This window comes from Actinomyces culturomici (genome assembly GCF_900499005.1).
Taxonomy (GTDB): domain Bacteria; phylum Actinomycetota; class Actinomycetes; order Actinomycetales; family Actinomycetaceae; genus Pauljensenia; species Pauljensenia culturomici.
This window is the reverse complement of the sequence record NZ_LS991316.1, coordinates 1,437,964-1,453,586: the sequence shown is the minus strand read 5'-3', so window position 1 is coordinate 1,453,586 and position 15,623 is coordinate 1,437,964. Positions and strand designations below refer to the sequence as shown.

Below are 15,623 nucleotides of genomic sequence, written 5' to 3'. Positions count from 1 at the left end.
GGACGCTTTGACACCATGAAGAAACATGTTGCTGCCCTTGCAGTTTTTGCCCTCAGCGCCGGTGTGTGCCTTCCCGCCCTCACCCTGACCCCCGCCCAGGCTTTGCCCCTGGCAGCCGCTGCCTCAGCCGATAGCTCCGACAGCTTCGAGTATGCGCAGGAGCACTCCACACCCCAGAAATTCAACCTGGATCTCGGCGGCCCCGTCACCATCTACGCCGCCACGTTGAGCGTCGATACCCGCAGCAATGCCCGCCAAGTCCTGCTGTACGGAGAATTTGGTCTTCCCCTGAACGCAACGGACTTTGACGTCGAAGAATTCGACGGGCACTTCTACTTGGGTCAAGACGACAACTTCTTCAAATACAACGAATACATCCGTGGACACCTGATGTGGGACGAGAACGATCCCAAGGCGAAGTACGATAAAACCCGTTTCCGTGTTCCGGACAAGATCTGGGTCAAGGGCGACAGCATCACCCTGACACTCGAAGGCCAGGAACTCACCGTCAAGATCGCCCAGAACAGCTCCATCCTCAACACCTCGGAACTGGAAGAAGCGGTTAACGAACACTGGACGGACTACCAGGCTGCAACCAATAGTGGCCTGAAGATCGACGAGGCAACCGAAAAGGCCTACCTCGCGAAGAACGACGAAGCCCGCGCGCTCCTGGCAGAAGCCGCCAAGCCCGACACCACCGTCACGAATGAGCAGCTCAGCGCCATGCGCACCTCGCTCAACGAGGTGTTCGGTGACCTCAAGCCCGTCCCCTTCATGCGCGAAACCCTCACCAACCTGCTCGCCCAGGCCGACCAGATCGTTGCCAACAACGGCATGAACGGTGAGCGCCTGACCAAGGCAACCTTCGACGCACTGAACGCAGCGGCAGCCCGCGCCGCAGAGCTGGTGAACACCGAGGATCTCAAGGGAATTCTTCCTCCGCGCGAAGGTGATCCGCTGCCCACGCACCGCGATTTCACCGCCGCGGAAAACGCGCTGAAAGCCGCCATTGAAGGGATTCAGAAAGAGCAGTACACCGCTCCCGACACCTCGGCTCTGAGCGCCCTGCGCGACCAGGCCATTGCCCGCGTCCCCGCCGAAGGATACGGATTCACCGCAGACACCCGTACCGCTCTGCTCGACCAGATCGAAGAGGCCAGCAACCTTCTGGCCAACAAGACCTACACGACAGAAGCTGACGTGACCGCGGCTCAGACCGCCCTCCAGCAGGCACTGAACGCCCTCGCGGAAGAAAAGCTCGACACCTCGAAGCCTGTCACCATCAAGGTGCGTTACGTGCACCCCGCGAAGGATGCTGTCTCCTCGCTGCTGCGCGAGTACTTTGAAGAAAACGGCACCATGATCGAAGAGAGCCTGACCGTCCTCAACGGTGAGGAGGTGCGTATTCCGATCACCAGCGACCTGGTGAAGAAGTTCGAGGGATACCACCCGTCGACCTTCCACTTCGCATCCGATGACTCCAGCCTGCGCCTGGTGCGTATCCTCACGGACTCTATGGGCAACCAGGTCGCCGCATTCAAGGCTCAGGTGGCAAACCCCGAAGCCGGAGCATCCCTGGACATCTTCTACCTGGAAGGAGATGACACTCGCACGGAGGAATCCAACACCCAGGGTGAAGGTGATGGCCAGAGCACCGGTGAAGGCAACGGCCAGGCCGAAGGTGACGGCATGCCTGCCGTGGATCAGAAGACGACCCCTAAGGCTCAGAGCAAGAAGCTCGCCCACACCGGTTCGGATGCAGCTCAGCTCGCGTTCGCGGGTTCCCTGCTGGCCGGTGCTGGCGCACTGAGCCTGCGAAGGAACCGTCAGCGCGACTGACCTTCTCCTGTTCTCACACACCGGGAGCGCACGATGTACCTGTGGCCTCGTGCGCTCCCGCGCATCTCCACGCCCTCACGGGGAAGCTCCCACAGACCTGAGTTGCACAGTTGGGTCTGATTTCGGCTCTTTGTGAGTGCGTTTTGCCTGGTGGGGTTGTGTTTGGTTGGTGTGGATGACACACCCCGCGGGCTGGGTATTGTGGGCTCGTGGTGTTCGTTCGCAAGGTGCCGGGGCGTAATGGTGCGGTCAAAGTGCAGATCGCTGAGCGCCGCGATCGACGCGATGTCGTGCTGGAGCATGTCGGTACTGCTCATAATGACGGCGAGCTTGCCGCGCTGCTTCGCCTGACTCGTGCAACTTTTCGAAGTTTTCGGGTTTTCGTTCCTGTTTGTGCTGGTCAGGGGCGTGTGGTGGGTGATTTTGGGTCACTAATAGGTTGGGTAGGATCAGGGAATGACGCCGTGTTGCGTCCCGGGTTTGATGGAGGCAGTGATGACAGGAAGGATCACTGCGCATGGGACAGAGGAAGTACCCGCTGGAGCTTCGTGAGCGGGCGACGAGGATGACGCTGGAGGCGCTCCAGGGCTAAGGGGGGCGGTCAAGAGGATCGCCGACGAGCTGGGGGTCCATCCGGAGGCTTTGCGTACGTGGGTGCGGCAGGCCGAGGTGGACCAGGGCACCCGCCCCGGCACCACCACGGCGGAGGCCGAGAGGATCAAGGAGCTGGAGAAGGAGGTCCGCGAGCTTCGGCGGGCCAACGCGATCCTGAAGAGCGCCTCAGCTTTCTTCGCGGCGGAGCCAGGCCGCCCATCCCGATGATCTGCCGCTACGTGGAGTCCAAGAAGGACGAGTTCGGGGCCCGTGCCGATCTGCAAGACGCTGACTAGCGCCGGCATCACGATCGCCCCATCCACCGTCTACGCGGCCAGGACCCGCCCGCCCTCACCACGCGCCAGGCGCGACGAGGTCCTCAAGGACGAGATCCGTGCCGTGCATGCTGAGAACTACTCGGCGTTCGGGGCCCGCAAGATGCACGTCATGCTGAACCGGCCCGTGGTCGCTGAGCGCCACGGGCAGGGGCACGTGGCCCGCTGCACGATCGAGCGCCTCATGCGCTGCCTGGGGCTGCGGGGTATCCGGCGGGCCAAGGACGCCCCACACGACGCGCTCTGCGCCGCGTGAGCAGTGCCCCGCGGACCTCGTGGACCGCCACTTCTCGGCCTTGCGCCCCAATGAGCTGTGGGTCGCCGACATCACCTACGTCCGAACGTTCTCGGGGTGGGTGTGTCGCATTCGTCACCGACGTAAACTCGCGTCGGATCGTGGGCTGGCAGACCTCCACCAGCCTTTACACCGACCTGGCGCTGGGCGCCCTGAACATGGGCGTGTGGCAGCGCCGCAGGGACGGTGCCGACCTGGCCGGCCTCGTCCACCACTCGGATCGTGGGGTGCAGTACCGCTCCGTCCGCTACGGGCAGGCCCTTGAGGACTGCCAGGCGGTGGCCTCGGTGGGGTCCAAGGGCGACTCCTACGACAACGCTCTCACCGAGGCGCTGAACTCGTTGTACAAGGCCGAGCTCATCCGCAACAAGGGCCCCTGGACGTCCATCGACGACGTCGAGGTCGCCACTGCCGAGTGGGTCCACTGGTACAACACCGTGCGACCTCACTCCGCGATCGGGATGCTCACCCCCGTCGAACATGAGCTCGCCTACTACGCCGGAACCGGGGCCGAGATCGAGGACCTCGATACCGCTGACCGGCCCCTTACCGAGACCACCACAACCAGACAAACGAGCCTCCACAAAACCCAGGGCTTGACAGGGCTTTGAGGGCTTTCCCGGCGGGCGTGTGGGGGTTGTGGGTCAGGTCCACGGTGTTGTTGCGGTGGACATGCACGAGGCAGCGTTGGACCGGTTGGTCTGGTCCCCATAGGGTGCGGATCGCTGCCAGGGCGCCGCCTGCCCCGTCGGTAGTGATGATGCCTGGTGGGGGAAGCGGGCTGAGAAGCTGGGTGTAGGCCGTAGCGTTTTCTCGTCCGGCAGTGACCCAGTTCAACGGCGTGCGCCCGTCGGTGGCGATCAGGATGACCCAGGAGTGGGAAAGGTAGATCCCGTCAATGAACACCTGGTCGTGAATGACCCCGTCCATGACTGGTAGGGGTGGTGGGACTTGCCAACACCACGAGGTGCGCTGGCGGAAGGATCGGCCGGTGAGTGTGCCGTCGCGTTCGGCTTGGCTGGTTTTGCCGGTCGCGTAGTTGATGAATGCTTCCAGGTCGTGGCGGCGCGTTACGTCAGGGCGCTTGAGGACTGTCGAGAATGAACAGTTCCGGCAGCGCCACCGGGGTGTGCGAGAAGACGTTTTCCCGTTCGCGTTCATCGGCGCTCGGCAGATCGGGCACTTGGGAGCTTGTCAACACTCACCCGCTCATATAGGCCCCACCCCTATGGTGAACACGACTTTACGCGGCCAGATCAACGAAAAGTCCGGGCCGATGCCACACATTCTTGCCGGTATCCCGAAAGGTGACACTCGCTCCTGCGCCGATCTTGCGCTCTCGCGCGTCGGTGCCGACGATCATGCATTCGTCGGATATCGCTGGGCGGGCTTTGCGGGTGCGGCCCTCGCTCCTGCAAACCGCCTGCTCGCGTGATCAGCGCCCGTAGCAGTACCGACAAGTCGCGATGCGAATCTTGTCTCGATCGACCTTGTCGGCGAGTCGATGCTCGTCGGCGATTCGACGCGACCAATAGCCGAAGAATCCGTACTTGAGCGCTTCGGGCTTGCCGATACCGTCGTTGCCGTTGCGGGCGATGTCCCGCAGGAGCAGGTTGATCCGCTTGAGAGTCTTGCGCTCCTCGGCTGGCCACCACAGCTAGTCGTCCCAGGCGGACTCATCTCACACCAGGAGCACTGTTCAATCCGCGAGGAGTTCGTGCCGGGCGCCCTCGCCCCGCTCCAGGCGGTCGATGGAGTCGAGCAGCCGACGGGCACTGGCGGGGGAGGGGATAGTGCGGTCAATCGTCAGGGATCGGGGGCATTCAGAAACAGAACCGAGGGGGGGCAAGGGCCGCAGCCCTTGCCCCCCGTCATGTCACTTCCGGCGATCAGCGCCGCCGCTCCGTCCTCGGCGATCGAATCCGAGGAGACGGCGATCGGCGCGGATGACGGATGAACTCAGCAGTCGCCCTTCGGCTTGAGGACGGCGGCGGCGCCGAGCAGCAGCGGGGTCGCGCCGCACAGGGCGATGCCGGCGTAGTAGCCGATCGACGCGAGGATCGACCAGCCGTCGACGTTGAGGAGCGTACCGCGCAGCATGTCGCCCATGAAGAAGTCCTGACGCAGGGCCGCGTACGCCTGGATCTCATCGGGATCGGTGAGTGCGCCGGAGCGGAGAATGCCGCCGATCCCGTTGTGATTGCGCATGCCCTCGGGGATCGGATCGAAGGTCTTGGTGCCGTCGGCGGACACGAGGTTCTGACAGGAACGCTCGAGGTGGACCGAGATGTACTGCTCGGCGAAGGCCTTCGCCTGCGGGCCGGTCGTCATCGGCTGGCCCTCGTACTGCTTGAGGACGGCCTGGTCCTCGGCCGGAAGCTCGGCGAGGGCCGGGCCGGTCGGCATGGTGATGTTCTCCTTGTTGAGCTAGTCGCGGATGTAGCCACGACCGAAGTTGCCCGCGAACAGGGCGGCGCCGCCGACGACCGGCGCGACGATTCCGCCGAGGAGCGCGAGGCCGCGCCACGTCACGAATCCCTTGAACATTGTGTTCCCTCCATTGATGAGAATTCCCTCGGGACAAGGCCTTTGCAAATCCGCGAATTGTCCCGCTCCTAGGGCAGGGATCGTAGCACGCGAGAATTGTTGCCAAATGTCGACGGATGGGGCATCCGCAGTGGTCAGGCGGTCTTTAATAATCGGAATGAATACTTGTCATAAGGAAATATGAAGAAAAGGATCGGGGCCTTTCGTTCGTGTGTCGAAGCGGGCGCTGCACCCCCCTTTTCATCGGTGCAGGTGAGGGGCCCACAAGGGTGACCGAAGGGCTGTGGGAGGCTGCTGGGCCGTGTCGAGTCGGTGATGGTGGATCCTCCGATCCTCAGGGAAAGCACCCGACTCACAAGGTGCGCGCATGGTCGGTCACACTTCCGCGAATCGGGAGCGGGGAAGCCGGCGCCGTTCGCGCCTGGGATGCTTCGATGGGTCCTCCGTCGGGGCGTCCGGCGTCATCAGAGGAGCTCCTCGTAGATCGCCTCATCGGCCTCGGAGAAGACGCAGAAGACGACGTGCTCGGGAAGCGGAGAGGACGCGCAGAACGCGCGCACCCTCTCGACGGCGATCTTCGCGGCGGGTCCCTTCGGGAATCCGAAGACTCCGGTCGAGATCGAGCACAGTGCGATGGACTTCATCGAATGCTCGGCCGCGGCCCCGAGAATCGAGTCGTAGCACCGCGCGAGGAGTGCCCTGTGCTCGGCGGTGAGCGGACCGGAGACGATCGGCCCGACGGTGTGGAGGACGAAGCGGGAGGGCAGGTTGTAGGCGGGCGTCACGACGACGTCGCCGGTGGGCAGGCGTCCGCCCTTCATGATCCGATCGCACTCTGCGCGCAACTGGAGGCCCGCGGCGGAGTGGATGGCGTTGTCGATGCACATGTGGAGAGGTCCGAAGCAGCCGAGGAGCGCCGAGTTCGCGGCGTTGACGATCCCGTCGACCCGTAGGCGCGTGATGTCGCCGCGCCAGACGCTGAGGCGCTGGGGCATCGGGGGAGTGAGGGCGCGAGCCGTGTTCTCCTCGGAGAGGAGTTCGTCCTGAAGGGCGAGCCAGGCGGGGTCGAGCGGCGCGGGCTCGCGGACGTTCATGAGGGCGCGCAGGGCGAGGCGCTCGGAGCCGAAGGCCGTGGCGAGGTTGTCGGCCGTGTCGGCGTCGCCGCGCTCGGCGAGCAGCCCGTCGACGAGGGTGTGAACGCGGGGGTCGGATCGGACGGGGCTCGTGATCATGCTCGATTGTCCCTCTCGCGCGGGTCGTCCGGGGATCGACGAGGTCGAGGAGGGCGATCATCGGGTCTTCGGGCGAGCCGAATTCGAGAGAGGAATCCTCACGGACTAAACGATGAGAAGCGTTATCAATAAAGTGGAGGGCGACGGTCCGAACCGTCCTCGCCCCGGTGGATCGGGGCGAGCGCGCAACCATCGACTAGGAAAGCAGCAGATGAGACTCGCCCAACCGACACTCGCAGCCGGAATCCTGGCGTGCGTCGTGGCGCTCGGAACGCTCGCGCCGTCGGCGCTCGCGGCGGACAGACGCGTCATCGACGAAGGGCACACCGACGCTTTCTTCATCGACACGAGCGGCGACGCGCCCCTCGTCCAGGTGAACCACGGACTCCAGAACGAGAAGTTCGATCCGAACACGATCTCCTTCGGGATCGACGACACGACGTACGGGACCTACGAACCCTTCGCGCCGTACCTCGACCGCGGGCACTCCGGCTACTACACGGCGTCGGAGGAGGCCGACGACTACTTCGAACCCGGATGGTCGGCGCCCGCGTTCAGGGAGAACGGCTACTCCGCGGTGAGGATCGACTTCACCGATGTCCAAGGGCCCGGGGACGTCGCGATCCTCGGCAATCGCCTGGACGTCCGCTCCCTTCGCCAAGTTCCTCCTCCCGACCTCGCGCGCGGGAGAGATCCTCGGCCTCGCCGACTCCCTGAAGAACGGGCAGTCCGCGGCGGCCTTCGCGACAACCGGGATTCCCGACGGGTCGTACTACCTCGGCGCGGGAATGACCCTCCCGGTCTTCGGACACACGCATGCGCACTGGTTCTTCACCGCCTCGGGGCGCTACTCCCTCACGGGCAAGGCCGTCGCCATGAAGGCGGACGGGTCCACCGTCGAGTCCGCACCCGTCACCTCGGTCTTCGACGTTGAGAAGAATCCGCTCGAACCGAGCTCCGGTGAACCTGCGCCGAATCCCGAGCCTCAGCCGGGACCGGGCGATGAGCCCGCGCCGGACGCGCCCTCGCCCGGAGATCCGGGCGAGGGCGGGAGCGCCCCCGCGGGCTACGAGGTGAAGAGCGACCCGGTCGTGTTCTCGAGCGGACACATGGACGCCTTCTACGTCGGCACGCTCGACGGGCAGCCGCAGCTCTTCCTCAAGGAGGACGTCACGGCCTCAGAGCCGACCGCGCGGGAGCCCTCCTCGGTGAAGATGGTCTTCGTCAAGGAGCGCTACGAGCAGACCGGGGACTTCCAGGGCTCCATCGACGAGAAGGCCGGTTACCACTCGAACGCGATCGGGCGCGGCATGAGCGTCTACTCCCCGGGCTGGTCGGTCGATGACTACAAGGCGAACGGATTCTCGAAGGTCGAGGTGCGATTCGAATCGGTGGAGGGCCCCGGGCGCATCGTCCTCACCCGCACGCCGTCCCTCGACGGCACCCTCGCCCCGGTCCTGACGAATGCGAGCCGCTACCTCGTGTCCGGATCCTCGCTTCCCGTCACGGGTCACGCCCACGGCTACTGGCTGTTCACCCGCGCGGGCACGTACACGCTGACCGCGAAGGCGGTCGCGACCGCGGACGACGGACGTGAAAGCGAGTCCACCCTCCAGACCTACACCTTCGTCGTCGAACCCAACCCCGGGGATCCCGCCGTCGGTTCCGGTTCGACCCCCGCCCCCGGCGACGGCATCGAGGACCCGTCGAATCCGAGCGGTCCGATCGGCCCCGCGCCGGAGCCGAAGCCGAGTCCGGAGGGGCCGAGCACCGGTTCCGCGGACGTCGCGACCACCCATGAGAAGGTCGAACTCGATCACGGGCACCTCGACCTGCTCACCACGATCGTCAAGGACGGCGTGCTCCACCTCGTCGCGAAGGACGACTCGACCGGCGCGGCGATCCTCCGCGATCCGTCCGACATCACCCTGCGCATCCGGGACAACGCGCTCGCGACGATCGGGAAGGGTCTCGCACCCGGTCTACCCGAAAGGGGCTACTTCCTCGACGCGGGCGGTCAGGCCCAGCAGGAGATGCTCTTCCCCGGGTGGGACACCAACGCCGTGCGACCCGACTTCGGCGCCGTCGACCTCGAAGTGGTCGACATCAGCGCCCCGAAGGGCGGCGCCGCCTACATGTTCAACACGAAGCGCTTCGGCGGCGTCGAGCCCGCCTTCACGAACGGCGAACTCGCGATCGGCGCGGGGTCGGTGATCCGCCAGGAGCGTCCGGCCCACGTCCACACCAACTGGCTCTTCACCGCGCCCGGCGACTACACCATGAAGGTGCGCGCGAAGGCGTGGCCGGTGAATCGGTCGGCGGATGCGCAGCCGCTCGTCTCAAAGGTCGCCACCTACACCTGGCTGGTCGGCAGCTCGACTGAGATCGAGGAGCCAAAGCCCGAGCCCGAGGAGCCGACTCCGGGTCCCGTGGAGCCGCAGCCTCAGCCTCAGCCGGAAGAGCCGCAGTCGGGTCCCGTGGAGCCGAAGCCTCAGCCGTCGATCCCCGCGGAGCCCTCCGCCCCGGCCGCTCCGGCGCCGAGTTCGCCCGAGAACGTTTCGACGAGCGCGTCCGCGGAGAAGTCGGCTCAGGCCGGAACGGAAACGCGGAAGGATGCGCCTGCGAAGGGAGCCGAGTCGTCCAAGGGCTCGGGTCTGGCCTCGACCGGCGCCGCGGGAGTCGAAAGCGCCGCCGCGGCGTCGCTCCTCTTCACTCTCGGTGGCGTCGGCGCGCTGGGCATGAGGCGCCGCCGGCTCGGATGAGACGCGCGGGCGCATTCACCGATCCGGTGAGGCGCTGACTCGCCGAAACCGCGCGGGGGTGCGGGAGTCCGTCGGGCTCCCGCACCCCCGTTCTCCGTCCCATGGTTCTGGGGAGGGCGATCGATGCCGTGGGCGCCTCAGGGGAGGAGCAGCACGACCGTTACGGCCGCGCACCACGCCATCTCGGCCAGGCCGATCTGCAGGGGCGTGTAGGGGCCGCGCGAGCGCTGGCGCAACGGCATCCACAGGGCGCGCGCGAGGAGTCCGAGCTGAAGGAGGACGAGGACCGGGTGGAGGAGCCCCCGTGCGACGGCGACGACGGAGGCGGCGATGGAAACGGCGTGCCAGATTCCGCTCGCGATGATCCATCGGTCCTCGCCCCTCCCGCGGATGAGGGAGCGGACGAAGGGAACGGTCCCGAGGAAGTAGGCGCCGATGAATCCGCCGAGCATCCAGGCGCGCGCGAGTTCGGGATTCAACGGCCCGAGGGGCGGGGCGGATCCCAGCGACGCCGCGACAGGAGTCATGAGGGCCGCGGCGAGGACCGAGGTGAGGCGCGCGAGCATCGCGCGCTCCGATCCGCGCCAGACCTCCCAGAGGGCGATGAGGGCGAGAGGAGCGAAGAACGGTGCCCAGGCGAGGAGCGAGGGCGCGAGGACGAGGAGGGGAGCGCCGAATACGGCGGTGAGCCCCGCCCACGTGAGGAGTGCCGGACGCACCTGGGCGCGCCGACGCGCCGGGGCCTTCATGATGACCTCGAAGGCGTGGAAGCAGCCGAAGGCCGCGAGCCATGCGAGAACGAGGAGCGTCGTCGGCGGTCGGACTCCGCCCTCGCAGGCGCCGAGGATCAGGGGGACCGTCGCCATCGGCCAGGCGCCGTGCTGGTCGGGGATCCATCCCTTGCGCGCGAGGCTTCGACGCCTCTTCGATCGGGCCGAGGACGGCCTCGTCCCCTGTGTGGAATGGGGTTCCGGGTACGAGGTCACATCCCGACTCTACGACGGGCGGGCGGCCGTCGGAGGTAACGGCGCGTCACCTCAATGCGAGCGTTCACGCCGAAAAGTCGGTGTCCGGCCTGAGGAACGAGATTGCGTATTCGCCCCACGCATGGGCGAGAATCGGCCCATGAGCATCAACGCGTTAGCAGTATCCGCACCCGAGCAGAAGTCGACGACGAAGGAGGATCGGTCGGCGCGAATCGCCGTGACGGTCTTCCCGCTCATCATCCTCGGCGCCCTCGTCGGGGGCCTCCTCTTCCCCGCGCAGACCGCCCCCCTCGTCAAGGGCGTCAACTACGCGCTCATGCTCATCATGTTCGGGATGGGCCTCACTCTGACGGTTCCGGACTTCTCCGTCATCGCGAAGAGGCCGTGGCCGATCCTCGTCGGCGTCCTCGCGCAGTACGTCATCATGCCGCTCACCGCGGTCGCTATCGCCTGGGCCTTCCGTCTGGATCCCGCGCTCGCGGTCGGCGTCATTCTCGTGGGCTGCGCGCCGGGCGGGACGGCCTCGAACGTCGTCGCCTACCTCGCGAAGGGCGACGTCGCCCTCTCCGTCGCGATGACCTCGGTGTCGACCCTGCTCTCGCCGCTCGTCACGCCGCTGCTCACGAAGTGGCTCGCGGGCGCCTACATGCCGGTCGACGCGGGCGCGATGGCGAAGTCCATCATGATGATCGTCTTCATCCCCGTCGTCCTCGGCCTGCTCGTCCGCCGCTTCGCGCCGCGCTTCGTCGACGCCGTGATGCCCGCCCTGCCGTGGCTCTCGGTCATCGGGATCTCCTACGCGGTGATCGGCCTCGTCGGCGCCTCCGCCGGTCGAATCCTCACCGGCGGGCTTCTCGTCCTCGCGGTCGTCATCGTCCACAACGGGCTGGGCCTCGCCCTCGGCTACTTCTCCGCGAAGGCGACCGGCGTGGGGGAGCGAGCCGCCCGCACGATCGCCATCGAGGTCGGCATGCAGAACTCCGGCCTCGCCGCGGGCCTCGCCGCCCAGTACTTCACCCCGGAGGCCGCGGTTCCCGGCGCGATCTTCTCCGTCTGGCACAACGTCTCCGGGTCCGCCCTCGCCGCGTTCTTCCAGCGCCGTCCCATCCGCGATTGACGAGGGCGGGGCGGGGCGCCGAGTGCGGAGAGGATGAGTCCGCGCCCTCGGTCGGTCCGTCGCCGTCGCCGTCACCCGGAGCCTCGCGGTTCGCGGCCCGGTGAGCTCGCGTTCGCCCGGAGTTTCCGCGCCGCGAACGCCGCCTGCCCGACCCGAATCGAAATCCCAGGGAATTCCAAGGTCCTCCCCATCGCCCTCCGAGGTCGGCCCTCTACCTTGGTTTCCATCACAAGGGAATACGGCGAACGGCCCACCAGGGGCCGCGACCGCCGACGATGGGATTCATGAGGAGACCGATTCGGACGAACTCGCACTGTGTTGATGGGATGCCACGAGGGGCTGGCTTTTCAGCCGGCCCCTCGTGACGTCCGCGTCGTCGGCGCGCCGCCCCGCCCTCGTCGATGGGGACGAGGACGACGGGCGTCAGTCCACCTGGTCGAACTTGCGACCCCAGGCCGTGCGGATCGGATTGGCGTCCGCGACGAGGATGTTGAAGCGCTCGTCGGCGATGTCGACGACCTCGCCGAGGGCGAAGCGCGCCTCGCGGGCCTGCGAGGACTCGACGCGGCGCCACGCCGACTCGATGAGGCGCCCGCGGTCGTCGAGGTTCGTCACGCAGACGACGAGCGGACGGTGGAACTTCTCCCGGTAGGCGGCCGACGCCGCCTGAAGGTCCGCGAGCTCCGCGTCGTCGAACTCGCCGAGGCCGAGGGCCGCGGTGTCGAGGTGAGCGCGCTCGTCGCCCTCGCCGCGCGCGAGGTCCGCGATGTCGGCGTACGAGGCGATGAGGGCCTCCTGCTCCTCCGCGGACGCGCCGAGGACCTCGTCTTCGAAGGCGCGGCGCAGCTCGGAGGCATCGGCGAAGGGCCGGTGCTCCCACGCCCGCTCGACGGGCCATCGCGGTCCCTCGTACATGCCGGAGAACGCGGTGACGAAGGCGTCGCGGTCCATCGCGTTGACCTCCTCGAGGTTGACGGCCCGCCCGTCGACGAGCGCGACGTCCGGGGAGTCGCCCTTGCCGACGTGGAAGAAGAGGAGGTTGAGGAGGAAAGCGGTGAGCGCGCCGATCGTCACGCCCGAGCCGAAGAGGATCTGGAGCCAGCTCGGGAGCATCGTCGCGATGTCGGGCTTGAGGGTGACGAGCATCGCGAGGCCGATCGAGGTCGAGACGATGACGGCGTTGCGGTTATCGCGCATGTCGACCTTGCCGAGCGTCTGGATGCCGACGACCGCGACGTTCGCGAACATCGCGAGCGAGGCGCCGCCGATGACGGGAGCGGGGATCGAGGCGACGACCGCTCCGGCCTTCGGGAGGAGGCCGAGGACGATCATGAGCGCGCCGGCGACGGTGACGACCCAGCGGGACTTCACGCGGGTGAGGCGCACGAGGCCGACGTTCTGCGCGAAGCACGTGTAGGGGAAGGAGTTGAGGACGCCGCCGAGGAGCGTCGACAGGCCGTCGGCGCGCAGGGCGTTCGCGACGTGTTCGGGCGTGATGCGCTTGCCGACGACCTCGCCGGTCGCGAAGACGTCGCCGGTCGTCTCGACCGCGGTCACCGCCATGACGATGAGCATCGAGAGGATCGCGGCGATCGAGAAGCGGGGGAGGCCGAAGAAGAACGGGGTCGTCACGCCGACCCACGCGGAGTCGCCGACGGAGGAGAAGTTCGCGTCGCCCAGGGCGAAGGCGATTGCGGTCATGACGACGAGGCCGACGAGGACGGAGATCGTCGACATGAAGCCCTTGAAGATCCGCTGAACCGCGACGATGAGCGCGAGCGTCCCCATCGCGTAGGCGAGGCCCTTGAGCGTGAGCGCCGTGAGATCGGCGCCCTCGGGCGCGTAGGTCGCGAGCGACACGATGTCCCCGGCCGACACCGCGATGAGCGTGATGCCCATGACGGTGAGGAGCGTGCCGGTGACGACCGGCGGGAAGAATCGGAGGAGCTTCGCGAAGTAGGGGGCGACGAGGAACGTCGCGAGACCGGCGGCGATGATCGACCCGTACATCGTCGCGAGGCCCGTCATCGGATCGGCGCCCGCCGGGGTCGCGGCGATGCCGATCGCGATGAGCGGGGAGACCGCGGTGAAGGTCACGCCCTGGATGAGGGGGAGCTTGACGCCGATCTTCGGGCCGAGGCCCGCCGACTGGATGATCGTCGCGATGCCGCAGGTGAAGAGGTCGGCGTTGATGAGGTGGACGAGGGTCGCCGAATCGAGGGCGAGGCCCGAGGCGATGACGAGGGGGACGACGACCGCGCCGGCGTAGAAGGCGAGGACGTGCTGGATGCCGAGGACGGCGAGTTTGCCGGCCGGGGGCACCTGATCGACGGGGTGGAGGGGGGAGGCGGCCTTCGAGGCCGTGGTACCGCGTCCGTGTGCCATGGGATCTCCTGAGGGGAGGTGCGGGGTGGGCGCCTTCATCCTCCTCTCGCCCGCGCTCCGCGGTTGAATCCCGTGGCGCATCTCGCAGTGGGTTCGGGACGTGGTCACGAGGGGGCCGCCGATCCGGCTAGACTCGGGAGAACGCGCCCGAGGGGTCGAGACGGAAGGCCGCCCCCGTCGCGCGTCGCGCCCGTTCCGCGAGGACGAGGAGGGCGCGCTCGAACGAGCGAGGTGCAAGGCCCCATGACGATCAACCGGACCGGACGAGCCCCGTCGATGTCGGACGTCGCCGCGGAGGCGGGCGTCTCCCACCAGACCGTGTCGCGGGTTCTCAACGGAACGGGGAAGGTCGCCCCCGAGACGCGCGAGAGGATCCTCGAGGCGATCGCCAAGCTCGGGTACCGGCGCAATTCTGTCGCCCGCGCGCTCGCGGCGAAGCGGTCGGGCATTCTCGGCGTCATCACGACGACGTCCGTGAACTTCGGGCCGACGTCGACGCTCATCGCCATCGAGGTGGCCGCCAGGGAGGCCGGCTACTTCACGGGCGTCGTCGCGATCGAGGACTTCGGCGCCGAGTCGCTGACGTCCGCGATCGATCACTTCCTCGGGCTCGCCGTCGAGGCGGTCGTCGTCATCGCTCCGGTCGTCGGCCTCGCCGAGGCTCTCGACGCCATCCACGTGCCCGTTCCGGTCGTCGCCGTGTCAGCGGTCCAGTCCGAGCACGAGATGCGCATCCAGACGGTCCAGATGGATCAGCGCGGGGGAGCGTCCGCCGCGGTCCGGCACCTCCTCGACCTCGGCCATCGCGACATCGTCCACATCGCCGGACCGCTCGACTGGTACGAGGCCCGCGCGCGCATGGCGGGGTGGCGCGCAGAGCTCGAGGCCGCGGGCCTCGAGGCCCCCGAGCCGATCGGTTTCGGCTGGGAGGCGGGGACCGGGTACGCGGCCGTGCGCTCTCTCATCGACAAGCGGGCGGTGCCGAGCGCGATCTTCGCGGCGAACGACCTTCTCGCCCTCGGCGCCTTCAAGGCGCTCTCGGAGGCCGGCTTCACCGTCCCCGGCGATGTGTCGGTCGTCGGATTTGATGACGCGTCCTCGGCCGCCTTCTTCGCGCCCTCGCTCACGACGGTCCGGCAGGACTTCAACTCCCTCGGACGCCTCGCGATCGAGACGGTGAAGACCGCGGTCGTCGATCCCGCGTCGGTGAGCCCGGTCGTCGTTCCGACAACCCTCGTCGTCCGCGACTCGACGGCTCCGGCCCAGCGAGGCTGAGGGAGCCTCAGGATTCAGGGGCGGGGTCGTCGTGCGCCGACCGGCCCCCGGACCGGCGTTGGCACGGCGCGAAGGCCGCCGACAGCGCTCTTCGGCCGAGATTTTCAAGTAACCGCAGATGGCCGCACATTCGTTCACGAAATGTGAACGTTCATGTGCACGTGCACATTGTTATCGAAACTTAACCTCGAGGTGTTGCGCCGATCGCATGTGATCGTTAACGTTTCCTCCATCGTCCGCGCTACGAAGAGCGGCG

Annotated in this window: 11 protein-coding genes and 1 pseudogene; 7 read left to right on the top strand and 5 right to left on the bottom strand. The window is 67.1% G+C overall.

Annotated features, from left to right (window positions below):
• The first annotated feature begins 15 nt into the window (after positions 1-15).
• From DY157_RS06395 to DY157_RS11360, 4 genes and pseudogenes are all read left to right on the top strand, one after another.
• A complete protein-coding gene (locus DY157_RS06395; protein WP_115727727.1) occupies positions 16-1,839 on the top strand; it encodes a hypothetical protein in 1,824 nt (607 codons plus the stop codon).
• A 209-nt stretch (positions 1,840-2,048) separates the two neighbouring features.
• On the top strand, positions 2,049-2,408 hold the full coding sequence (locus DY157_RS06390) for a hypothetical protein (protein WP_115727726.1): 360 nt from the start codon (positions 2,049-2,051) through the stop codon (positions 2,406-2,408).
• Positions 2,357-3,560: pseudogene (locus DY157_RS06385) on the top strand (IS3 family transposase); the annotation flags it as partial. The gene DY157_RS06390 and the pseudogene DY157_RS06385, both read left to right, overlap by 52 nt.
• 731 nt (positions 3,561-4,291) lie before the next feature.
• Positions 4,292-4,498 (top strand): hypothetical protein, encoded by a 207-nt coding sequence (locus DY157_RS11360; protein ID WP_160159469.1) that lies wholly within the window; start codon positions 4,292-4,294, stop codon positions 4,496-4,498.
• Here the strand turns inward: DY157_RS11360 and DY157_RS06380 are convergent, their stop codons facing one another.
• From DY157_RS06380 to DY157_RS06370, 3 genes are all read right to left on the bottom strand, one after another.
• Complete coding sequence (locus tag DY157_RS06380; protein WP_218938069.1) at positions 4,499-4,720, bottom strand: Txe/YoeB family addiction module toxin; 222 nt, start codon at positions 4,718-4,720, stop codon at positions 4,499-4,501. It abuts the gene before it with no gap.
• Between the two features lie 302 nt (positions 4,721-5,022).
• On the bottom strand, positions 5,023-5,469 hold the full coding sequence (locus tag DY157_RS06375) for a hypothetical protein (protein WP_115727725.1): 447 nt from the start codon (positions 5,467-5,469) through the stop codon (positions 5,023-5,025).
• A gap of 605 nt (positions 5,470-6,074) precedes the next feature.
• Positions 6,075-6,842: a macro domain-containing protein gene (locus DY157_RS06370; RefSeq protein WP_115727724.1), complete on the bottom strand. Its 768-nt coding sequence runs from the start codon at positions 6,840-6,842 to the stop codon at positions 6,075-6,077.
• 596 nt (positions 6,843-7,438) lie between these two features.
• On the opposite strand from DY157_RS06370, the gene DY157_RS06365 reads away from it, so the two are divergent.
• A complete protein-coding gene (locus DY157_RS06365) occupies positions 7,439-9,604 on the top strand; it encodes a choice-of-anchor M domain-containing protein (protein ID WP_115727723.1) in 2,166 nt (721 codons plus the stop codon).
• A gap of 137 nt (positions 9,605-9,741) precedes the next feature.
• Here the strand turns inward: DY157_RS06365 and DY157_RS06360 are convergent, their stop codons facing one another.
• Entirely contained in the window at positions 9,742-10,590 is an 849-nt protein-coding gene (locus tag DY157_RS06360; protein ID WP_160159468.1) for a YwiC-like family protein, read from the bottom strand.
• Positions 10,591-10,729: 139 nt separating this feature from the next.
• Here DY157_RS06360 and DY157_RS06355 point away from each other — a divergent pair, with 139 nt between their 5' ends.
• On the top strand, positions 10,730-11,707 hold the full coding sequence (locus DY157_RS06355) for a bile acid:sodium symporter family protein (protein WP_115727967.1): 978 nt from the start codon (positions 10,730-10,732) through the stop codon (positions 11,705-11,707).
• Positions 11,708-12,130: 423 nt separating this feature from the next.
• Here DY157_RS06355 and DY157_RS06350 read toward each other — a convergent pair whose 3' ends face one another.
• A complete protein-coding gene (locus DY157_RS06350; RefSeq protein ID WP_115727721.1) occupies positions 12,131-14,092 on the bottom strand; it encodes a solute carrier family 23 protein in 1,962 nt (653 codons plus the stop codon).
• A gap of 243 nt (positions 14,093-14,335) precedes the next feature.
• Here DY157_RS06350 and DY157_RS06345 point away from each other — a divergent pair, with 243 nt between their 5' ends.
• Positions 14,336-15,367: a LacI family DNA-binding transcriptional regulator gene (locus DY157_RS06345; RefSeq protein WP_174232133.1), complete on the top strand. Its 1,032-nt coding sequence runs from the start codon at positions 14,336-14,338 to the stop codon at positions 15,365-15,367.
• Positions 15,368-15,623 lie beyond the last annotated feature (256 nt).